This is a genomic window from Aquabacterium sp. NJ1 (genome assembly GCF_000768065.1).
Classification (GTDB): domain Bacteria; phylum Pseudomonadota; class Gammaproteobacteria; order Burkholderiales; family Burkholderiaceae_C; genus Aquabacterium.
The window spans coordinates 2513393-2534966 of the sequence record NZ_JRKM01000001.1 but is presented as its reverse complement, the minus strand read 5'-3'; the positions used below and the strand labels follow the sequence as shown (position 1 = coordinate 2534966).

At 64.7% G+C, this 21574-nt stretch carries 16 protein-coding genes; 10 read left to right on the top strand and 6 right to left on the bottom strand.

What is annotated here, in order from left to right:
- Window positions 1-8: 8 nt before the first annotated feature.
- The 4 genes from JY96_RS24225 to JY96_RS10830 form a co-directional block, all read right to left on the bottom strand.
- Window positions 9-1577 carry a methyl-accepting chemotaxis protein gene (locus JY96_RS24225; protein WP_081961192.1) on the bottom strand — a complete coding sequence of 523 codons (1569 nt, stop codon included), beginning with the start codon at window positions 1575-1577 and terminating at the stop codon, window positions 9-11.
- A gap of 103 nt (window positions 1578-1680) precedes the next feature.
- On the bottom strand, window positions 1681-2595 hold the full coding sequence (locus tag JY96_RS10840; RefSeq protein WP_235333902.1) for a lysophospholipid acyltransferase family protein: 915 nt from the start codon (window positions 2593-2595) through the stop codon (window positions 1681-1683).
- Window positions 2595-3503, bottom strand: coding sequence for a lysophospholipid acyltransferase family protein (locus JY96_RS10835; protein WP_035037334.1), 909 nt, complete (start codon window positions 3501-3503; stop codon window positions 2595-2597). The genes JY96_RS10840 and JY96_RS10835 overlap by 1 nt, the downstream gene beginning before the upstream one ends.
- Before the next feature lie 107 nt (window positions 3504-3610).
- The gene (locus tag JY96_RS10830) at window positions 3611-4489 is read right to left on the bottom strand and encodes a cellulose binding domain-containing protein (RefSeq protein ID WP_035037332.1); all 879 of its coding nucleotides are present in this window, start codon (window positions 4487-4489) and stop codon (window positions 3611-3613) included.
- 249 nt (window positions 4490-4738) lie between these two features.
- On the opposite strand from JY96_RS10830, the gene metK reads away from it, so the two are divergent.
- Entirely contained in the window at window positions 4739-5926 is a 1188-nt protein-coding gene (gene metK, locus JY96_RS10825; RefSeq protein WP_035042279.1) for a methionine adenosyltransferase, read from the top strand.
- Window positions 5927-6041: 115 nt separating this feature from the next.
- Window positions 6042-6644: a DUF2238 domain-containing protein gene (locus JY96_RS10820; protein WP_035037330.1), complete on the top strand. Its 603-nt coding sequence runs from the start codon at window positions 6042-6044 to the stop codon at window positions 6642-6644.
- Between the two features lie 25 nt (window positions 6645-6669).
- On the opposite strand, the gene JY96_RS24220 is transcribed toward JY96_RS10820, so the two are convergent.
- On the bottom strand, window positions 6670-8223 hold the full coding sequence (locus JY96_RS24220; RefSeq protein WP_035042276.1) for a methyl-accepting chemotaxis protein: 1554 nt from the start codon (window positions 8221-8223) through the stop codon (window positions 6670-6672).
- Between the two features lie 247 nt (window positions 8224-8470).
- On the opposite strand from JY96_RS24220, the gene JY96_RS10810 reads away from it, so the two are divergent.
- From JY96_RS10810 to JY96_RS10795, 4 genes are all read left to right on the top strand, one after another.
- Window positions 8471-9709, top strand: coding sequence for an HD-GYP domain-containing protein (locus JY96_RS10810; protein WP_035037326.1), 1239 nt, complete (start codon window positions 8471-8473; stop codon window positions 9707-9709).
- A gap of 193 nt (window positions 9710-9902) precedes the next feature.
- Window positions 9903-11912, top strand: a complete 2010-nt coding sequence (locus JY96_RS10805; protein ID WP_081961191.1) for a cellulase family glycosylhydrolase — start codon at window positions 9903-9905, stop codon at window positions 11910-11912.
- 218 nt (window positions 11913-12130) lie between these two features.
- Window positions 12131-12640: a hypothetical protein gene (locus JY96_RS10800; RefSeq protein WP_152606453.1), complete on the top strand. Its 510-nt coding sequence runs from the start codon at window positions 12131-12133 to the stop codon at window positions 12638-12640.
- Between the two features lie 71 nt (window positions 12641-12711).
- The gene (locus JY96_RS10795) at window positions 12712-13137 is read left to right on the top strand and encodes a YidB family protein (RefSeq protein ID WP_035037319.1); all 426 of its coding nucleotides are present in this window, start codon (window positions 12712-12714) and stop codon (window positions 13135-13137) included.
- A gap of 107 nt (window positions 13138-13244) precedes the next feature.
- On the opposite strand, the gene JY96_RS10790 is transcribed toward JY96_RS10795, so the two are convergent.
- Entirely contained in the window at window positions 13245-14885 is a 1641-nt protein-coding gene (locus JY96_RS10790; RefSeq protein WP_035037317.1) for a peptide chain release factor 3, read from the bottom strand.
- 202 nt (window positions 14886-15087) lie between these two features.
- On the opposite strand from JY96_RS10790, the gene JY96_RS10785 reads away from it, so the two are divergent.
- The 4 genes from JY96_RS10785 (at window position 15088) to JY96_RS10770 (ending at window position 21569) form a co-directional block, all read left to right on the top strand.
- Complete coding sequence (locus JY96_RS10785; protein WP_161784303.1) at window positions 15088-15753, top strand: response regulator transcription factor; 666 nt, start codon at window positions 15088-15090, stop codon at window positions 15751-15753.
- Between the two features lie 49 nt (window positions 15754-15802).
- Window positions 15803-17590 (top strand): hybrid sensor histidine kinase/response regulator, encoded by a 1788-nt coding sequence (locus tag JY96_RS10780; protein ID WP_052162398.1) that lies wholly within the window; start codon window positions 15803-15805, stop codon window positions 17588-17590.
- 126 nt (window positions 17591-17716) lie between these two features.
- Window positions 17717-19852, top strand: a complete 2136-nt coding sequence (locus JY96_RS10775) for a CHAT domain-containing protein (RefSeq protein WP_035037315.1) — start codon at window positions 17717-17719, stop codon at window positions 19850-19852.
- A gap of 1 nt (window position 19853) precedes the next feature.
- Window positions 19854-21569, top strand: a complete 1716-nt coding sequence (locus tag JY96_RS10770; RefSeq protein WP_035037313.1) for a ShlB/FhaC/HecB family hemolysin secretion/activation protein — start codon at window positions 19854-19856, stop codon at window positions 21567-21569.
- The last annotated feature ends 5 nt before the right edge of the window (window positions 21570-21574 follow it).

Sequence of the window (21574 nt, the reverse complement as noted above, 5' to 3'; positions counted from 1 at the left end):
CGGGTGACTCAGCCTTCCAGCTGGAAGCGCTGCACCGACTTGGACAGGTCGATGGCCTGTTGACGCAGGCTGTCCGCGGCGGCGGCCGATTGCTCGACCAGGGCGGCGTTCTGCTGCGTCATGTGGTCCAGCTGGGTCACCGACTGGCTGACCTGGCCGATGCCCGCGGATTGCTGGCGCGTGGCACCGGCGATCTCGCTCATGGCCTGGGTCACGCGGCGGATCGCGTCCACGATCTCGTTCATGACCTCGCCGGCCTCGCGCACCTTCTGCGAGCCTTGCTCCACGCGCTCGGAGGACTTGCCGATCAAGGACTTGATCTCCTTGGCGGCCTCGGCGCTGCGTTGCGCCAGGGAGCGCACCTCGCCGGCCACCACGGCAAAACCGCGGCCTTGCTCGCCGGCCCGCGCGGCTTCCACCGCCGCGTTCAGTGCCAGGATGTTGGTCTGGAAGGCGATGCCATCGATCACGCCGATGATGTCGACGATCTGGCGCGAGGCGGCGCTGATGTCCTGCATCTGCGTGACCACGCTTTCGACCACCTGGCCGCCTTGCTCGGCACGCTGGCTCGCTGTGTCGGCCAGCGAGTTGGCCACATGGGCCGATTCAGCCGAGTGCTCCACCGTCTTGCTCAGCTCGTCCATGGACGAGGCGGTGTCCTGCAGGTTGGCGGCCGTTTGTTCGGTGCGTTGCGACAGGTCCTGATTGCCGGCTGCGATCTCGGTGGAGGCCGTGAGCATGTTCTCGGAGGACTCGCGCACCGAAGCCACCATCTCGCGCAGCCCATTTTGCATGTGCGCCATCGAACTCAGCAGGCGGCTGATCTCGTCCTGGCCATGGGTGTCGATCTGCTGGGTCAGGTCACCGTGCGAGATGGCCTGCGTGATGGCTTCGGCCCGGCGCAGCGGCGCCGTGATCGACAGGATGGTCAGGCCCATCAGCGGCAGGAACACGATGCCGGGCGACATCAGCAGGCCCCACAGCCACATGATGGCGTGGTTGGCCGCCTTGCCCGCATTGGCGCGGCGCGCTTCGGCCACCTTGGTGACCGCGTCATTGAGCTTGGCCGTGATGGCTTCGACCGCATCGGCCTCGGCGCGTGCCGGCTCGCTGGACTGGTAAGCCTCCGCAGCCGAGGTCAGCGCTGAAGAGGTGATCAACTCCAGGGTGGGCTCCAGGCCCTTGCCATAGCTGTTGAGCTTGCCTTCCAGGGCCTGGGCCTGTTGCTTGATCTCGGGTGTGGGGGCGGCGTCGGCCAGTGCCTTGGTGGCCTGCACGGTGGCGGCCAGGGCGCTCTTCCAGGCCTTGAATTGTTCGGCGGCGCTCACGGAGTCACCCGTGGCGATGATGGTGGTCTTTTCACGTCCGCGCAGATCACCCAGGCTCAGCGCCAGTGTGGCCATGCGCTGCGTGGCAGCAAACTCCTGGCTGGCAAACGAATCCAGCTCGCCTTTGAGGGACAGCAATTGCCAGCTCATCGCGCCCCCGATGGTGCAGCCAATGCCCACCACCAAGGCCATGCACGCCAGCAGACGCGAGCGAATAGAAAAACCACGAAGCCACGCGATCCAAGCCATGAGCTGGCACTCCTCAAACCATTACAAGCTTCGGCTTGTATCGGTTCGCGGAGGGCTCAACTTGAGGTGACACAGGGTAATCCTTGCGTCAGATCAGGCCGACTCAATACAAGGGGGCTTCGCCCTCGGGCCGGGTCTTGAATCGCTTGTGCACCCAGAGGTATTGGGCAGGCTGTTTGAGAATTTCTGACTCGATGAAGTGATTCATTCGCGTTGCGTCAGATTCTGCATCTTTTGTCGGGAAGTCGGGCAGCGGCGGCATGAAATGCACGCGCCAACCGCGTCCTTTCGGCAATAGTTCCGCAATCACGGGCTGCACGACCATGTTCATCATGCGGGCCATGCGAGAAGGCGCGAGCAAGGTGGCCGCCTGCACGCCGAAGAAGGGCACGAAGGCCGCGTCCTTGGCGCCGAAGTCCATGTCCGGCAGGTTGAAGAAACCGCGCCCGTCCTTGATGGCGCGCAGCAGGGGCTTGACCGAGTCGCTGCGCGGGAAGATCTCGGCGTTGCCGAAACGCAGGCGGCCGCGCTTCATCAGCTTGTCCATCAGCGGGTTGCTCTGCGTCTGGTAGATCGAAGCCCCGGGCCGCTTCTGGCACAGCAGGATGGCAGCACCCGCCACGTCCAGGCCGACAAAGTGCGGGCACAACCACATGGTGGGGCGGCCGGTGGTCTGCATCTCGCGTTCGGCCAGCTCGATGTCGCCCTCGACCTGGATGAGGCGCTTGATGCGCGTGGGCGAGGCCCACCACAACACGGCGCGATCCAGCAGGCTTTGCGTGAGCCAGCCAAAGTGCGCACGCAGCAAGGCTTCACGTTCGGCCAGAGGCATCTCGGGGAAGCACAGCGCCAGGTTGCGCAGGCCCACACGGCGGCGCGACTTGGCCAGCTTGTAGAGCAGGGCACCCATGCCACGCGCGATGGCGGCCAGCACCGGCAGCGGCAGCCAGTGCAGCAGCCACAGGAGGCCCAGCGCGAGGCGGATGCCCGCTTGAGACAGCGCTTGCTTGATCATCATCAGGTTGGCGCTTCACCGCCCGCGGCCGAGGTCAGGATCTCGGCGCGAGGCTGCTTGTAGCGGTTGTAGCCCCACAGGTACTGCTCGGGTGCTTGCATGATCATGTCTTCCATCAGCCGGTTCACGGCGGCGGCGGATTGTGCCGCATCCCCGGATGCCAGCACTTGCTCGACATCAGGGGGGACACGGGTGGCGTGCACGATGTAGTCGCAGCCCTGGCGCCAACGCGCCAGCAGCCCCAGGCGCTCACCGCGCAGCAGCACCACGGCGCAGCGGGTCTGGGCGACCAGCTTGGCGGCCATGGTCATGGTGTAGGCGGGGCGGCCGAAGAAGTTGGTCCACACGCCCATGCCCTCGGGCGGCACCTGATCGGGCAGCAGGCCCACGGTCTCGCCCTTCTTCAACGCGCGCAGCATGTTGCGCACGCCGCTGAGCGTGGCCGGGCTGGTCAGCATGCCGGGGCGGTTGCGCGAGTCGCGCATCATCTCGGCCAGCCAGGCCTGCTTGGCCGGGCGGTACAAGGCGGTGATCGGCTTGAGCGCGCCAAAGCGCTCGGCATAGGCTTGTGCCGTGATCTCGAAGCAACCCAGGTGCGGGGTCAGCAACAAGAGCCCACGGCCTTCGGACAAGGCCTGGGACACGGCTTCGGGCTGAGCCCACTGCACCGTGCTGCCCAGGGCCTGCTCACGCGGGCGGCCCCACAGGCGAGGCAATTCGCCCACCATCTTGCCCGCGTGCGCCACGGCCGCCCAGCGCTGCCAGGTGCCCATGCCCACGGCGCGTGTGTGCGCCTTCAGGCGCCGGCGGTAAGACGGGGACAGCAGGTAAGCCAGCCAGCCCAGCAGGCTGCCCAGCGGGTGCAGCACGGCCAGCGGCCAGCGAGACAGCATGAAAAACAGGCGCGACATGGTGGCGGATTCTGCCCGATGCCGTTCGCGCATGAAAAAGCCCGGCCACCAGGGCCGGGCTGAACCGTCGAGAGACAAGCCAGGCGACAGGCCTGGCTGTTGGCGAGTTACTGCTGGTTCACCGCACAGGCCTGGTCGCCCAAAGTGGCCGACAGGTCGCTGACCGCGGGGGCGCCGCCATTGGCGTGGCCGCGGAAGCTGAACGAGGTCGAAGCACCGGCGGCAATGGTGGCGTTGGTCGCCGTGGGGGCCGCCGTGTAGTTCGTCAGGCCCTTGTTGCTGAGCTTGGCGTTCTTCACCTTGAGCAGCAGGGTGGGCTTGGCGTAGTGCCAGTTCACCTGCCAGCCGGTGGCGGCATTGCTGCTGGGGTTGTTGATCGTCACCTCGGTGTTGAACAGCTGCGCGTTCTTGTTGCTGGTCTTGAAGCTCACCGAGCAGCTTGCTTGCGGTGGCACGGCCGTCGAGTTCAGGGTCATCGAGAGGCCACCGAAGTCGCTGACGGCGGCCAGTGTCGCCTTGCCGAGGGTGACGAGGCCCAGCGAGCTCACGACCTTGGCAGAGCCATCAGCCGTGAGGTGCAGGCCCTGCACGGCCAGGTTGAATGTCCCGCTGCCGTTGGCTGGCAAGGCGATGTTGGTCGGGCCCAGCACCGTGTCGATGTCCCACAGCGCCACATTGGTCACCGTGCCCACGCCATTGGCGCCGATCACGGTCGCATAGACCTTCTTGGCATTGAGGTCCACGTTCAGGTCCGTCAGCGTGACGGAGCCGCCGGAGGAAATGGAGCGCAGGACAGGCGCCGTCAGGGTGATGCTCGTGTAGAAGCCATCGGTGTCCTGAGTCGCAACGACCGTGCTGGCACCGTTGGCCGCAACGGTGCCCTTGATCGTGTCGAGCCAGGCATTGAAGTCGGCACCGAAGGTCAGCACTTCGCTGCCCGACAGCGTGTGGCCCTTGTAGACAGTATGGCCCAGCGTGACGGTCACGGTGGCGGCGCTGGCGACGTCGCGCGCGAATGAGCAGTTGCGGGATATCCCGCGCCTTTTCCCGGGTTTACGGCCTTTCCAGCCCGAACGAATCCACTACACTTGCATCCATCGCCGAGTTAACAGGACAACTTGCGGGGCGATTCACAAATGCCGCTAAAGCGTTCGCCGCTGCGAAGAGCCCCACCAGGACAACTCACCAGCCCCGGCGACGCCGAGGGTCTTTTGTCTTTTTTGGAGCAACATATCGTGGCGAACGATTTCCTTTTCACCTCTGAATCCGTATCGGAAGGTCACCCCGACAAGGTGGCTGACCAGATCTCCGATGCCATCCTGGACGCCATCCTGGCCCAGGACCCCGTCTCCCGCGTGGCCGCCGAAACCCTGACCAACACCGGTCTGGTTGTTCTCGCAGGCGAAATCACGACGCAAGCCAACGTGGACTACATCCAGGTGGCGCGTGACACCATCAAGCGCATCGGCTACGACAACACCGAGTACGGCATCGACTACAAGGGTTGTGCCGTGCTGGTCGCGTACGACAAGCAGTCCAACGACATCGCCCAGGGCGTGGACCGCGCCTCCGACGACTACCTCAACATCGGCGCTGGCGACCAGGGCCTGATGTTCGGCTACGCCTGCGACGAAACGCCCGAGCTGATGCCCGCGCCGATCTACTACGCCCACCGCCTCGTGGAGCGCCAGGCCCAGTTGCGCAAGGATGGCCGCCTGCCTTTCCTGCGCCCGGACGCCAAGAGCCAGGTCACGATGCGTTATGTGGACGGCAAGCCCCACAGCATCGACACCGTGGTGCTGTCCACCCAGCACAGCCCGGACCAGTCCGAGTCGGCCACCAAGATGAAGGCCTCGTTCACCGAAGCCATCATCGAAGAGATCATCAAGCCGGTGCTGCCCAAAGAGTGGCTGAAGGAAACCCGCTTCCTGATCAACCCGACCGGCCGTTTCGTGATCGGTGGCCCGCAAGGTGACTGTGGCCTGACCGGCCGCAAGATCATCGTGGACACCTACGGCGGTGCCTGCCCCCACGGCGGTGGCGCCTTCTCGGGCAAGGATCCCACGAAGGTGGACCGCTCGGCCGCCTACGCTGCCCGCTACGTCGCCAAGAACGTGGTGGCAGCCGGCCTGGCCAAGCAGTGCCAGGTGCAGGTGGCGTACGCCATCGGCGTGGCCAAGCCCATGAACGTGACGGTCTACACCGAAGGCACGGGCGTGATCCCTGACGACCAGATCGCCAAGCTCGTCAACGAGCACTTCGACCTGCGGCCCAAGGGCATCATCCAGATGCTGGACCTGCTGCGCCCGATCTACCAGAAGACGGCGGCTTACGGCCACTTCGGTCGTGAAGAGCCGGAGTTCAGCTGGGAGCGCACGGACAAGGCCCAGGTGCTGCGCGACGCAGCTGGCCTGAAGGGCTAAGCTGAAAGGCTAAAGGCCAGACGGGGCAGGCCCCCTCTGCAACAAAGGCGTATCCTCACCGGGTACGCCTTTTTTCTTTGCCCGCATGATCAACAGGCTTTCAACCCGGCTCTCCATGGGCCCGCAGCTGTGGCTGGCCACCATCATGGTCGGCCTGATCTGGTCCTTTGTGGGCGCCTATGACCGGGGCGTGTGGGTGATGGAGGTCTTCCCCATCTTCATCGCCTTGCCCTTGCTGGCCTTCACCCGTTCGAGCTTTCGGCTGACCACCCTGGTCTATGTGCTGATCGCCATCCACGCCTGGGTGCTGATGATCGGCGGCCACTACACCTATGCGCGCGTGCCCCTGGGCTTCTGGATGCAGGACGTCTTTCACTTCACCCGCAACCACTACGACCGCATCGGCCACCTGGCGCAAGGCTTCATCCCCGCGATGATTGCGCGCGAGATCCTGCTGCGCAAGACGCCCTTGCAGCGCGGTGGCTGGCTGTTCTTCCTGGTGACCTGCGTGTGCCTGGCCATCAGCGCCATGTACGAGTTCATCGAATGGGGCGCGGCGGTGGCGCTGGGGCAGGGCGCCGACGAGTTCCTGGCCACCCAGGGCGACCCGTTCGACACCCAGTCCGACATGCTGATGGCCTGGATCGGGTCCTTCCTGGCCCAGCTGCTGCTGGCACGCTGGCATGACCGGCAACTGGCCGGCCTCAGGTGGCGTTGATGTGGTGACGCCGGTGCGAAGGTGATCAGCCCCGTACACCACCCATGCGGAACACATTGACCGCCTCGGACAGCTTCTGCGCCTGATCGCGCATGCTGGCTGCTGCTGCGGCAGACTGCTCCACCAGCGCGGCGTTCTGCTGTGTCATCTGGTCGAGGTGCACCACCGCCTGGTTGACCTGGCTGATGCCATCGCTCTGCTCGGAGGCCGAAGCGCTGATGTCGCTCATCATGTCGGTCACGCGCTGGATGGCGCTGACGATCTCGCCCATGGCTTCACCGGCCTCGTTGACCAGGCGAGCGCCCGAATCCACGCGCTCGCCCGAGGCGGCGATCAGGCTCTTGATCTCGCGGGCCGCATTGGCCGAGCGCTGCGCCAGGCTGCGCACTTCGCTGGCCACCACGGCAAAACCACGGCCTTGTTCGCCCGCGCGGGCGGCTTCCACGGCCGCGTTCAGCGCCAGGATGTTGGTCTGGAAGGCGATGCCATCGATCACGCCGATGATGTCGTTGATCTTGCGCGACGAGGCGGCGATGTCCTCCATGGTGGACACCACCTGGCCCACCACCTGCCCGCCACGCTGCGCCGCCTCGCTGGCCGTGCTGGCCAGTTGATTGGCCTGCTGCGCCGCCTGGGCGGACTGCTGCACCGTGCCGGTCAGCTGCTCCATGGACGAAGCCGTTTCCTGCAGGCTGGAGGCCGTCTGCTCCGTGCGGTTGGACAGGTCCTGGTTGCCCGTGGCGATCTCGGCCGATGCGGTCGTGATGCCCTCGGTGCTCTCGCGCACATCGTGCACCAGGGTCGACAGCGACTGGGTCATGCCTTGCAGGGCGTGCATCAGCTCGCCGAACTCGTCGTGGTAGCCCGTGTTGATGCGCACCGACAGGTCGCCCTGGGCAATGTGCGAGGCCACCGTGACGGCTTCCTGCAGCGGCGTCTTGATCGAGCGGATCAGGAAGTGCGCGCCCACCGCAATGCCCACCAGCACGCACAACACCATGACGGCGGCCATGGCCGTGGTCGCGCGGCGGTCTGCGGCCAGTTGTTCGCGCAGTTCGGTCGCATTCTTTTCCTGCATGCCCGCAAAGGCGTTGAGCGCGTCCGCGTAGCGGTTGGCAGCCGGCACAAACTCGCCCAGCGCTTTGGCGCGGGCCTCATCGAGCTTGCCTTCGGCCTTGAGCGCCTTGATCTCCTTGTCCGTGGCCAGCACGGTCTTGCGCAGTTCGCCGATCTTGTCGAGTTGCTGTTTGTCCGCATCGGTCAGCGGCATGGCCTTGAGCCCCTTGTGGATCTCGGTGATCTGGGCCACGGCCTCCGAAATGGGCTTGGCGAAGGTCTGTGCCACGAAGGGGTCCGAACTGAGTGCAGAGGCCACCACGCGGGTGATGGCCACGGTGCTCATGCCTGCCCAGTCGTGGGCGGCGTGCAACTTGGCATCGTTGGTCTTGAGTTCGATGTCCATGGCCTTTTGCTGCACCACGGCGCGCCAGGCGGCCACGCCCACGATGCTGGTCAGGGCCACGATCAGTGCAATGACTGTCGCCCACAACTTACCCGCGATACCCATTTGTTTGAACATGTCGCTCACCTTGCTGCGTTCCCGGTTCATGAAAAGGGAGGCTTGCAAGCAGCGACCGGGCTCAGCTCGCACCGATACACAGGGCGGTATCGTCGTTCCTTATCGTCAGTACCCACGCGATCTGTAGTGGAATCGACAAAATGCCGCAAGTCCGGCCTTTTTGACCGACCGAGGCCTCTGGGCCGCGCATAGGATCCGGGTTGAATGCCAAAAAAGGGTCCATGCAGGGCCAGCCCAGAACCACGTCATGCTCAGGAAGATCCCGATCCAGCAAGTGCGAGTAGGCATGTTTGTCCACGAGGTGTGCGGCTCGTGGCTGGATCACCCTTTCTGGCGTTCCTCCTTCAAGATCGCCGATGCGCGCCAGCTCAAGCAGCTGGCCGTCGTCAAGGAAGTGATCATCGACACCAGCAAGGGCCTGGATGTGGAGGTGCCCGGCGCCCCCATGGCGCTGATGGACGACATCGAGGTCTCGTCCACCGATCCGGTGACCCAGACCGTGCCCCTGGACGAAGACGAGGCCCCGCTGGCCATGAGCGTGAGCTTCCAGCAGGAGCTCGTGCGGGCCTCGCGCATCGTCGAGCAGTCGCGTGGCGCCATGAAGTCCATGTTCAACGACGCCCGCATGGGCAAGGCCGTGGACACCGAACACTGCCTGCCCCTGGTGGACGACATCACCCAGTCGGTGTCGCGCAACCCGGGCGCCATCGTCAGCCTGGCGCGCTTGAAGACCAGCGACGACTACACCTACATGCACTCGGTGGCCGTGTGCGCCCTGATGGTGGCCCTGGCCAAGCAGCTGGGCCTCAATGAAGCGGACACCCGCGAGGCGGGGCTGGCCGGCCTGGTGCACGACCTGGGCAAGGCCCAGATGCCGCTCGAAGTGCTCAACAAACCCGGCGCTCTGACCCCGGCCGAGTTCGCCATCATGAAGGGGCACCCCGAGGCCGGGCACCAGATGCTGGTGGAAGGCAATGGCGTGGGCCCCATCGCCCTGGACGTCTGCCTGCACCACCACGAGAAGGTCAACGGCAAAGGCTACCCGCACGGCCTCAAGGGCGAGGAGATCAGCCTGTATGCCCGCATGGGCGCCGTGTGTGATGTGTATGACGCCATCACCTCCAACCGGCCGTACAAGGCAGGCTGGGACCCGGCCGATTCCGTCCAGAAGATGGCGCAATGGGCCAAGGAAGGCCACTTCGACGAACGCATCTTCCAGGCCTTCGTCAAGAGCGTGGGCATCTACCCCACGGGCTCGCTGGTCAAGCTCAAATCGGGCCGGCTGGGCGTGGTGGTGGAGCAGGGCGGCAAGTCCCTGCTCAGCCCTGTGGTGCGGGTGTTCTTCTCCACCAAATCCAACGAGCCCATCACGCCGCAACTGCTGGATCTGGGCGATGGCAGCACCACCGACCAGATCGTCTCGCGCGAATCACCCGCCGCGTGGGGCTTCAAGCACACCGACCAGTTCTGGCTGCCGCAGTCTTGAAGGCGCGGCCGCGCCGGCTGATCAAGATTCATATGTCAGCAATGTGACGCCTGCCGGACAAGGGTAAACGATTGCCGATCAGGGGGTGTGGCTCGCCAGAATACGCAGGCTTTTCTGCGCACCATCACAGGGAGAAGGTCTGCGCAGGCAAGGGCGCCGTTGCAACGGCAAATAGATATCAAGGAGCTTTGAAATGCCTTCCATGCCCATCACACGGGATACCGCGTGGGATTACTGGTCGCGTGGCCTGATCGCTGCCGCCAATATTGATCTGACGGTTGAATCTTTTAGTGCAGCTGACCCTAATGATCCCAACGGATACTCAAGGAGTATTCTGGCGAATCTGACGTTGAAGCGCAACTACAACGCCTTCAGACTCTGGTTTGGGTATGCTGATCGATTCTCGATCTATTCCAAAGACATCGTGGCGATCGCCCTGTACGGCTGGGATTCGACGATAGCCACGTCGGGTGGCAATACGATTGCCGGAGTTGCCGTGCAAGTGACCAATATTCTGGACTCTGCCCAGAAATTGGGCGCAGGTATATTCATGGTCACGGATTTCAACCAGGGGCCAACGGGACTTTTGTGGAGCACCAACAGCGCTGATCTTGTGAAGGATCCTGTTTCCGGTAATCAGACGAGTTATACCTACCGAGACATCCTCAAGATGTTCTGGGTCAATACGCTGACCAAATGGAAGAGTCATGCGGCCTTGATCGGGTTTGATCTGGTCAACGAGCCCAATCCCTTCGACTCACCGCAAACGGACGGCAATGGCGCGGTGGTATTCGATGCCACGCTGGCATCGCACCGAGCCTTGTCCAATGGTTGGCCGCAACTCGCGCAAACCATCATCAACGCCATCCGTACGAAGGAAAGCCAGTTGGGTTTGACAACACCGCTGCCTTTGATCGTGGAGGGCATTTATGCCGGTGGCCCCAACGGGTTGATGCTGTTCGACGTGCCATCGGGCAGCAGTGGCACCCTGTTCCTGACGGACGGTGCCTCGCCCCGCATTGTCTATTCCTTCCACTACTACGGACCTGGGTGCGTGACGTCACAAGGGGTGGACCAATGGAACTATGAAAACATGGGAACGCCTTACCCCATGCCCGGCGTTTCCTACGATCCCTACTGGTATGACGGCACGCCTTACGGAGAGTTCAACACGCATGCCAGCACCGATGACGTGCTTCGGGACGTAGGGCGCGCCATCACATTCAAGCAAAGGCACCCTGAAGCCCCCGTCTTTGTGGGCGAGTTTTCTTGCTGCCAGCCCTCCATCACGCAGGTCTACCCACCTGACCCCAACCGTGTGACGAATTCACCCAATATGCGGGTGTCGGAAATACAAAATACCGTGACCTGGCAAGCACCCCTGCTCGCGCAAATGGCGAGTGTGGCAACCCAGGCCGATGCCGATGCACTGGTGTTGGCCCAAGGTGCAGGCAATGGCGCACGGCTGTATACCGATATCTTCGGCACCACCAAGCGCCGCTGGATCACGCAACTGGAAATCAGCGCCGACGGCACGAAGATGATTGCCACGTTGGGGCACACCGCAGATCCGGCGGATGTGGATTCGGGTGGGTTCAACTACGGCTTCCGTGTGTGGACCAGCCCGCTGACGGCTGCGCAGCTGGCGAGCTATGCCGCCAGCGTCAACGAGCAGGCCGTGCCTTCGAACGGTACCCAGTTCGCCACCAAGTTCACTTCGCAGCCCATGGCCAAGGTGGTCGGCGTGTACTCGTGGACAGACGGCACGAACCCTGTGCAAACCATCAATACCAGGGCCAGCGCGCTGAACATGACCACGTCGCAGCAGGTGACCTTGACCCGTCATGCCACCACCATTGAATTTGCCGCGCCCGCCGGCGCCGTGGCTGGCACCAAATATGTAGGCGCGGTGGTCAACTTGCCTACGAATGCCGATGATCCGACCAAGACTGCAGCTGTCCAAATGCCCGTGGCCTTGCTGTGGCTGGACTCGCCGAGTTCAGGCACACAGATTGATCAGGCACGCCTGAAGTGGGCACAGGATGCGCTCTACGTCTGGCAGCAAAAGGGCTTCTCTTGGGCATGGCATGGCGAGGACAGCGGTGGCCCTGTCGCGGCCGTCATGTGGCGCCCTTCGAAGGCCATTGGCGAGCTGTTGAGCGTGGCCGCCAGCGGCCGTCACGTTGCCAAGCGCACCAGCTAAGTCGAACTCAACCGAACAGGTAGGAATACATCATGGACGAGCAACGTAGAAAGCTATTGATCGGTGCTTCAGCACTGCCATTGGGCCTGAGCCTGAGTGGATGCGGAGGGGCAGAAGAAGATGCAGGCACGACCGCGAGCCATCAGGGCATGGCCACGGCTGCGTCGGTCAGGCCCGGCAGCGGCCCATACATTGAGGTTTCAGCCCAAGGGTTGGGCTTGAACAGCGGTGATTGGCAGTACAACATTTTCCCGAGCCCCAATCCGTTCCGCTACATGGTGCCACCCGCCAACCGGACTCACGCTGTGCGAGCCAACGGCGGCGCACAGTACGTGGAAATCAACGACGTCATCGTTGTCAATGGCATCACCTACTCGCGTTCGCTGTGGATGCGCTTGTCGGTGCCGACGACCACCAACGGCACCACCTACTCATTGACCAATGCGGGCAACGCGGGCTTGCTGACCTCCGTCATGCTGGGCAGCCCGGCCAGCTACAAGCAGTACACCTTGTCCAACGGCTCGGTGGGCTTGGTTCAGGTCGGCACAGGCAACCAGTATGTGCTGACGCTGAAAGACCTGTATGGCGCTCCGGCGACCAATCAGGTGCTCAGTGGCTCGACGGTGGCCTCGGTGGACAACCAGGCGAGCAGCACCAACCTGCAGGTGCAGACACCCAACGGTGGCGTGGTGATCACCCTGGTCCAGCAAGACGCCGCATGGATCTGATGGGTTGATTGCGATCGAGGGCAGGCTTGTGTATCTTGCAGGCCTGTCCCTCACCATTTCTGGAGCACATCATGGGCCTTCTGGATTCAATCGTCGGCCAGGTGGCCGGTTCGCTGGGCGGCGGTGCCGCTGGTCAGCAAGGTGGTCTGCTGGAGGCCGTGACGGGCCTGATCAACAACCCGCAGACGGGCGGCCTGCAGGGCCTGATCCAGAGCTTCGAGCAGCAGGGCCTGGGCCATGTGATCTCGTCATGGGTCGGCACCGGGCAGAACCTGCCGATTTCGGCCGAGCAACTGCAATCGGTGCTGGGCAACGAACAGGTGCAGGCCATGGCACAGAAGTTGGGCCTGTCGCCGCAGGACATCAGCAGCCATCTGTCGCAACTGCTGCCCCAGGTGGTGGACAAGGTCACGCCCGATGGCACGGTGCCGCAAGGCGGTGATGCCTTGCAGTCGGCCATCGGCATGCTGGGTGGGCTGTTCAACAAGCAGGGCTGAGAAGCTGAGCGCCCGCTGACCCAGCAACCGCCACGGATCTGGCTTTGCCAGTCCGCAGGCGGTGCCCCCTGGGGGGCGGCCGTGAGGCCGTAGGGGGGGGGCTTAACTTATTGCGTCGACAAGCTCAAACCCGCATGCTCACGCAGCGGGTGGAAGTGCACCTGCGGGTGGCGCTCGGCCGTCAGGCGCAGGTCATACGCCGAGGTCATCATGTAGGCCAGGGTGTCGGCGGCGTCCAGCGCCAGCTTGCTGGCGTTTTCGTCGCAGAACTTCTTCATGGCCTCGGGCGTGTCCGCCGTGATCCAGCGTGCGCCCACGAAGCGGCAGGGCATCAGGCGGATGTCCACGCTGTACTCGGCTTTCAGGCGGTGCTGCACCACTTCGAACTGCAGCTGGCCGACGGCACCCAGCAGCATCGAGCCACCCACCTCAGGGCGGAAGACCTGGATGGCGCCTTCTTCACCCAGTTGCATCAGGCCGGCTTGCAGCTGCTTGCTCTTCATGGGGTTGGCCAGTTCGACCGTCTGGAACAGCTCGGGCGCGAAGAAGGGCAGGCCGGTGTACTGCAGGCTGATGCCATCGGTGATGGTGTCGCCCAGCTGCACGCCACCGTGCGTGGTGAAGCCGATGATGTCGCCGGCATAAGCCTCGTCCACCGCTTCACGGCGCTGCGACAGGAAGGTCACCACCGAGGTGGGGCGCAGCTCCTTGGCCGAACGCTGCACCTTGAGCTTCATGCCCGGGGTGTACTTGCCTGAACACACGCGCACAAACGCGATGCGGTCACGGTGTGAGGGGTCCATATTGGCCTGCACCTTGAACACCACACCCGAGAAGTTTTCCATCTCGGGCAGGATCTCTTTGTGCGAGCCATCCTTTTCGGTTGACAGGCGCGGGCGGGGCGAGGGGGCCAGGTCCACCAGGGCGTCCAGCACTTCCTGCACACCGAAGTTGTTCACGGCCGAGCCGAAGAACACCGGGGTCTGCTTGGCGGCGAGGAACAGCTCCAGGTCAAACGCAGGGGCGGCTTCGGCCATCAGCTCCATATTGGCTTCGGCCAGTTCCCAGTCGTGGCCAAAGCGGGCGTGCAGCTTGTCGCGCTCGCTCAGGGGCACCACCTCATCGTCATCGCCGCGTTTGTCGGCGCCCGCGTCAAACAGGCGCATGCTCTGGGTGCGCAGGTTGACGATGCCGCCAAACTGCTTGCCCTGGCCCACCGGCCATGTCATAGGCACGCAGGGCATGCCCAGCTCCTGCTCGACCTCATCGAGCAATTCGAGCGGGTCGCGGCCTTCGCGGTCCATCTTGTTCACGAACGTGATGATGGGCGTGTCGCGCTGGCGGCACACCTCGATCAGGCGCTTGGTCTGCGCTTCCACACCGTTGGCCGCGTCGATCACCATCAGGGCCGAGTCCACGGCCGTCAGCACGCGGTAGGTGTCTTCCGAGAAGTCCTTGTGGCCCGGGGTGTCCAGCAGGTTGACCACGTGCTCGCGGTACAGCATCTGCATCACCGAGGAGGCCACCGAGATCCCGCGCTGCTTTTCGATCTCCATCCAGTCCGACGTGGCGTGGCGCGAGGCCTTGCGGCCCTTCACGGCACCGGCGATGTGGATGGCGCCCGAGAACAGCAGCAGCTTTTCCGTCAGCGTGGTTTTACCGGCGTCAGGGTGGGAAATGATGGCGAACGTGCGACGACGGCCGGTTTCAGGCGCAAACGGCGAAGACGAGGATGCAGAGGTAGACACGACAAGGGGCTCCGGGCGAACCCGACATGCTAGCTGATTCGGCCGCGCCGAGGGCCGCCCGAGGCAGGGGGCAGGGTGGCATCATCCGGCTGTTGTTTTTCATGATGCAAAATGACCGTGACAAGTTAGGGATTGTTCCGCTGTGGAACATCCGAGAGACTCAAAGGCTGCCATGTCCGATCAGCGTAGTCACGACCAAACCATGGGATCTGTTCAACCTCCGCCTCTGGGCACGTTCAAAGTCCTTCTGGTGGACGACCACGATCTGGTGCGGGTCGGCCTGCGCACCGTCCTCAACGAGGTCGAGGACATGCAGATCCAATGGCTGGAAGCCGACAACCTGCATGACGCCATGCGGTTGTACGGCGCCGAGCCCGATGTGGCCCTGGTCCTGCTGGACCTGAACATGGCCGACTGCAAGGGCCTGCAGGGGCTGCGCCAGTTCATCGAGGCCTACCCGCAGGCGCGCGTGGCCGTCATGAGCGGCACCCAGGATGAATTCGTGATCGGCCAGGCCAAGGGGCTGGGTGCCGTGGGTTACCTGCCCAAGGCTTACTCCCCCTCGCTGACCCGCTCCAGCATCGTCGGCCTGCTGACCGAATACTCGTATGCGGCAGCCGTGGCGGCCCCGGCTGGCGCCTCGGCCGTGCGTTTTCCCCGCGCGCCCTCGGCATCCAGTTATGACCGTGTGGCCGAACTGGGCCCGCGTCACCTTGAAATCCTCGAGCTGGTGCTGTCGGGCTGTTCCAACCAGGAAATCAGCAACTCCACCAAGCTGTCGCTGGGCACGGTCAAGAACTACGTGTCCACGATCCTGCTGGCGCTGGATGTGAAGTCGCGCTCGCACCTGATCAGCCTCTTCCGCTGATGTGGTGCTGAAGCAGCGCTGATGTCTTGCTGACCACGGCGGCCCCCGCGTGACCTACCGCATTGCCCAGGACGCGGGCCAGAGCGCGTCCGAACTCATCGCCGAGAGCAACAGCCAGCAGCGTAATGACCTGCTGCTGGCGCAGATCCACGCGCTCTACAGCACGAACTGGTTCACCTCGGCGGGCGCCATCGTCACCGCCATGACCTTCTGGGTGGCCTACCTGGCCTACACCGGGGATGGTCGCGTGCTGATCTGGGCGGCCCTGGTTCACCTCATCCAGGCTGCGCGCATTTTCAATGGCTGGGCCTATCAGCGCGACGAGCGCGCCTGGCAGCGCATGCCGGTGTGGCGCCAGCGCTTCATGGCGGGTTTGCTGGCCTCGGGCCTGGTCTGGGGGTCGGCGCCGCTGTTCGTCTTGCCCACACATGACCTGGCCACCATCTGCCTGATGATGCTGGTGATGCTGGGCATGGGCTCGGGCGGCATCGGTGCGATCGTTGCGTATCGCCCGGCGGTGTGGGCCTGGTTGCTGGCCTTGCTGCTGCCCCTGCCGGTGCTGCTGCTGTGGTACCAGGCCCCCTTGCACAACGCCCTGGCCATCTTCTCGCTGGCTTACCTGGGGGTGAACCTGGCTTTTGCCTTCGGGCAGAACGACCTGCTGGTTCGGGCGCTGAAAGCCCAGTTCGACAACGCCGAGCTCGTGGCCCAGCTGCGCCACCAGATGACGCTGGCCGCCCAGGCCGACAAGGAAAAGAGCCGCTTCGTGGCCTCGGCCAGCCATGACCTGCGCCAGCCCATGCACGCGCTGGGCCTGTTTGCCAGCGCGCTGGAAAAGCGCCTGGCCGGCACCTCCGAGGCGCCGCTGGTCAGCAACCTCAACCGCTGCATCGAGTCGCTGGACCGCTCCTTCAACGCCATGCTGGACATCTCCAAGCTGGACGCCGGGGTGGTGGAGCCGCAGCTGCAGTCCTTCCCGATCCGCGATGTGTTCCGCCGCCTGCACATGCACTTCGCCGGCCAGGCCGAGGGCGCCGGCCTGCACCTGCGCTTCAAACCCGGCGGCAAGCACGTCACCAGTGACCCGCAGCTGCTGGAGCGCATCCTCAGCAACCTGATCCAGAACGCCATCAAGTACACCCGCGACGGCGGCATCGTGGTGGTGGCGCGCAACTCGGGCCCCAACGTCAACATCGAGGTCTGGGACACGGGCATCGGCATCCCCGAGGCCGAGCTGCCTCGCGTGTTCGACGAGTTCTACCAGCTGCACAACCCGGAGCGCGACCGCAACCGCGGCCTGGGCATGGGCCTGGCCATCGTCAAGCGCCTGGCCCTGCTGCTCGATCATCCGCTGACCGTGGCCTCCACCGTGGGCAAGGGCACGATGATCCGCCTGTCCGTGCCGCAGACCGACCTGAACGCGCTGCACGGCATGAACCTGGAAGCCGAAACGGTGCCTTCGCCCATTGGCAACGCCCGCACCCTGCTGTTCATCGATGACGAGGAAGCCATCCGCGACTCCATGGCCCTGTTGCTGCGCGAGTGGGACTACGAGGTGCTGGTGGCCAGCAACATCAACGAGGCCTGCCTGCTGGCGGCCAACCACCCCGAGCCCATCCACGCCGTGCTGTCGGACCTGAGGTTGCGCAATGGCGAGGACGGCCTGCAGGCCATCAACGCCATCCGCCATGTGCTGGGCTACCAGATCCCGGCCGTGCTGGTCACGGGCGACACCTCGCCGGAGCAGGTCAAGCGCGTGCACGACAGCGGCCACCGCGTGCTGTTCAAGCCTGTGCTGCCCAAAGAGCTGTTTTCCATGTTGCGGCAGCTGTCATGAGCCGCGACCCCGTGGTCCCGGGGTGGCCCACCCCTAGGGCTTGGGGGATCGTCACCTAGGTCACTTGCCGGGGTGTGAACTATTTCATAGTCTGCGCCATTTGCTGTGTTTTTGAGGGGAGCCCGGATGCCGCGGCGAACACTGTTTGAATCTGCCAGGCGGCCCGCAGGCCTCCTGTCCACCCTGATGCTGGCTGTGATGACACTGGCCGGCGGGGTTGCCAGCGCCCAGCCCGGCACGGACGCCGAAGGCCGCCAGACGGCCCTGGCCCTGCAGCGCGTGCGCGAGGCCACCCAGCCGCGTACCCTCGTCAACGAAGGCCAGGCCCTGCTGGACCGCGATGTCATCAAGCTCGACGGTTATGCCTACTGTGGGCAGGCTACCAGCCTGGCCGAGCAAGGCGAATTCCGCCAGAGCATCCGCGCGGCGAGCAAGGCCCTGTTCCTGGGCGAGCGCGACAAGAAACCTGAGTTGCAGGCCCTGGCCCACCGCGATCTGGCCATGGCCTACCTGTACGCCGGCAAGATCGATGAAGCCGAGCAGTACGCCCGCAGTGCCCTGTTGTTCCCTGGTGCCAGCCCCGAGCAGGTGCTGGCGCCCGCGCACAAGATCCTGGGTGATGTGGCCGCGAGCCGTGGCAACCAGGCTCAGGCCATCACCGAGTACCACGACGCCTTGAAAACGGCCAGCGAGCGCTATCGCCCGCAGGTGCTGGTGTCCCTGGCCAACGCGCTCAACGCATCCGGCCAGCCCAAGCCGGCCTTGCAGCAGCTCGACGCCATCGGCCCAGAGGCCCGCACCGCGCTGGGCAGCTTCTACCTGCGCAGCCGCGCCGCCGCCCTGCTGGCTGACGACCAGCCTGAAGCCGCCCTGGCGGTGTACGACCAGATCGCCACCGGCGACCAGACGGCCGACTCCGAATACCAGCGCCTGTGGGCCCTGGTGGGCGTGGGCCGGGTGCAGCTCAAGCGCGGTGACAAGCCCCAGGCGCTGGCCGCCTTCCTGAAGGCCACCACCCTGGCCAACGGCCTGCGCGCCAAATTCCGCAGCGAGGAGTTCCGCACCGGCCTGTTTGGTGACATGCAGGCCGTCTACGACCAGGCGCTGGCCCTGGCGGTCGAGCAGAAGGACTTCGTCACCGCCTGGAACCTGTCTGAAGACTCGCGCTCGCGCCAGTTGCTGGACTCGGTGCGGGGCCGTGCCAATGACGCCCTGGGCGGCCGCCTGTCGCTGTCTCAGCTGCAAGGCCTGCTGCGCCCCGATGAAGGCGTGCTCGAATTCCATGCCGTGGGCGACCAGCTCGTGGTCTGGATGATCCGGGCCAACAGCTTCGAAGGCCATGTGCTCGCGCTGCCGCAGGCCACCCTGGCCCGCGAGGTGGACGACTTCCGCCGCAGCATCATCGAGCGCAAGCGCGATGTCGAGGCGCAGGGCCAGCTGCTCTACAAGCAGCTGATGGGCGGCGTGAAGCTGGGTGAAGGCCCCAACGCCACCACGCGCCTGTTCGTCGTACCCCACGGGCCGCTGCACTACCTGCCTTTCCAGGCCTTGTATGACGGCCAGGGTTACCTGATCGCCCGCACCGCCGTGGCCGTGTGGCCCTCGGCCTCGGTGGGCGGTCAGCTCTGGTCGCGCCCCAGCAAGACGGTCAGCGCCTTGCTGGCCTTCGGCAACCCCGCCACGCAAGAAAACGTGCCCCTGCCGGGTGCCGAGCGCGAGGTCAACGAGGTGTCTGCGCTGTTCAAGCAAAAGCAGGTCTATGTGCAGCGTGATGCCACCAAGATGACCTTCAAGCTGCGCGCCAACCAGTCGGCCGTGCTGCACGTGGCGGCGCACGCCGAGGTCGACGACGTGGACCCGCTGTTTTCCAAGATCCTGCTGGCCAATGATGGCCAGGACCGCGGCCTGCTCGAAGCGCGCGAGGTCTACGGCCTGGACATGCACAGCGTGAGCCTGGTCACCCTGTCGGCCTGCGAAAGCGGCCTGGGCAAAGTGCTCAAGGGCGACGAGATCGTGGGCTTCACCCGCTCCTTCCTGTCCGCCGGGGCCAGCAGCATGGTCGCCTCGCTGTGGCCGGTGGCCGACGACTCCACCGAAGCGCTGATGACGCGCATGTACCAATCCATGAGCGAAGGCGCCGACCTGATGGACGCCATGCGTACCGCGCAGGTCGAGGTGCAAAAGCGCAGCCGCTTTGCCCATCCCTTCTTCTGGGCCCCCTTCAACGTGATCGGCAATGGCCGCATGCAACTAGGAAGCTGAGATGTCACGTGCAGCCGTATCTCTTGTCCCGCTGGCCCTGCTGGCCGCGCTGATGCCCCTGGGTAGCGCGCAGGCCCAGGTGGCTTCGGCCGCCCCGGCACCCCGCGCAGGCGACATCCTGCGTGATGTGCCCACCGAGCCCAGCGCCATGCCGGCCCTGCCCAATGTGGCCCCGCTGGACGCCGCCGCACCGGTCGACAAGGCGCCTGCGGTCAGCTTCGTGCTGCGCCGCTTCGAAGTCCATGGCGCCACGGCCTTCACGCCGCAGCAGTTGTCGCAGCTGGCCGATCCTTATGTGGGCAAGACCCTGGGCGAGGCCGATCTGTCTGCCTTGATCGGGGCCCTGCGCAAACGTTATGAAGACGCCGGCCTGGGTCTGGCCTCCATCGGTTTCCCCACGCAGGACGTCAGCCAGGGCGTGCTCAAGGTCGAGGTGGTCGAGCCCAGGCTGGCCCGCATCCAGGTGCCGCTGGGCCCCGATGCGCCGCTGAGCGAAGCGCGTGTGCGTGGCCTGCTCAACACCTTCTGCCTGGGCTCGGGCCGTCTGCTCAACACCCAGTCGCTGGAGCGCGTCATGTTCGCGCTCAACGACAGCCCCGGCGTGCAGGCCAAGGCCACCTTGTCGCCCTCGGGTGACGAAGGCGCCTACAACCTGGCCATCCAGGTGACGCCGCGCCGCAGCTGGGATGCCTCCCTGGCCGTGGACAACCAGGGCGTGACCTACGCCGGTCGCTGGCGTGTCACGGGCCTGCTGCGCTTCAACAACCCCTTGAAGATCGGCGACAACATCGACCTGCAGACGATCCAGAGCTCGGGTGGGGGTGTCAAGGTCGGGCGCATCGCGTATGAGCTGCCCGTGGGCTACACGCCCGCGCGTCTGTCGGTGGCGTATGCGCAGGTCAACTACGCGCTGCGCGGCGAGTTCGCGTACCTGAACCCTTATGGCGAGGCCGATGTGGCCGAGGTCAACCTCAGCTACCCCCTGGTGCGTGCGCGTAACCGCACCGTGATGGCCCGCCTGGGCTATGACGAAAAGTACATGCGCGATCACCTCACATTGGACCCACTGGGCGATCAGGTGTACAGCAAGCATGTGCGCAGCGCCGTGGCCGGCTTGAACATGGAGTCCCGTGACGGCTTCATGGGCGGTGGCTTCAACGGTGCTTCGGCCCAGTTCCACTGGGGCCGTCTGCGCCTGAACTCCGTAGAAGACCAGCAGAACGACGCAGACCTGGGTGACCTGGGCCATGCCGGCGCCTTTGGCAAGGTCGAGCTGCAGTACTCGCGCCTGCAGGCCCTGGCCCGCAAGGTGTCGCTGTATGCCAGCGTGAGCCAGCAACTCGCTTCGCGCAACCTGGACCCGGCCGAGAAGATGTCCCTGGGTGGGCCGCGTGGCGTGCGCGCCTATCCGGGCTCGGAAGGCGCGTCTGACGAAGCCACCTTGTTCACCAGCGAATTGCGTTACTGGCTGAATCCCAACTGGACGGTGTTCGCCTTGTATGACTGGGCCAAGGGCCGCCGCGAACGCGACACCACACCGGTCAACTTCAGCAGCAACGATATCCAGCTGCGTGGTTCGGGCCTGGGTGTCGCGCTCACTTATCCCGACATCGCCACCATCAAGGCCACCGTGGCCTGGCGCGGCACGCGCCCCGTTGAAACCGAGCCGGGCAACGACAAGGTTCGTGTGTTCGTGCAAGCCCAGCACGCCTTCTGATCCAT

Bases quoted from the DNA above. Each gene is read 5' to 3' on its own strand.
- JY96_RS24225 (WP_081961192.1), bottom strand. From the start codon at position 1,577: ATGGCTTGGATCGCGTGGCTTCGTGGTTTTTCTATTCGCTCGCGTCTG.
- JY96_RS10840 (WP_235333902.1), bottom strand. From the start codon at position 2,595: ATGATGATCAAGCAAGCGCTGTCTCAAGCGGGCATCCGCCTCGCGCTG.
- JY96_RS10835 (WP_035037334.1), bottom strand. From the start codon at position 3,503: ATGTCGCGCCTGTTTTTCATGCTGTCTCGCTGGCCGCTGGCCGTGCTG.
- JY96_RS10820 (WP_035037330.1), top strand. From the start codon at position 6,042: ATGGGCCCGCAGCTGTGGCTGGCCACCATCATGGTCGGCCTGATCTGG.
- JY96_RS24220 (WP_035042276.1), bottom strand. From the start codon at position 8,223: ATGTTCAAACAAATGGGTATCGCGGGTAAGTTGTGGGCGACAGTCATT.
- JY96_RS10810 (WP_035037326.1), top strand. From the start codon at position 8,471: ATGCTCAGGAAGATCCCGATCCAGCAAGTGCGAGTAGGCATGTTTGTC.
- JY96_RS10805 (WP_081961191.1), top strand. From the start codon at position 9,903: ATGCCTTCCATGCCCATCACACGGGATACCGCGTGGGATTACTGGTCG.
- JY96_RS10795 (WP_035037319.1), top strand. From the start codon at position 12,712: ATGGGCCTTCTGGATTCAATCGTCGGCCAGGTGGCCGGTTCGCTGGGC.
- JY96_RS10785 (WP_161784303.1), top strand. From the start codon at position 15,088: ATGGGATCTGTTCAACCTCCGCCTCTGGGCACGTTCAAAGTCCTTCTG.
- JY96_RS10775 (WP_035037315.1), top strand. From the start codon at position 17,717: ATGCCGCGGCGAACACTGTTTGAATCTGCCAGGCGGCCCGCAGGCCTC.
- JY96_RS10770 (WP_035037313.1), top strand. From the start codon at position 19,854: ATGTCACGTGCAGCCGTATCTCTTGTCCCGCTGGCCCTGCTGGCCGCG.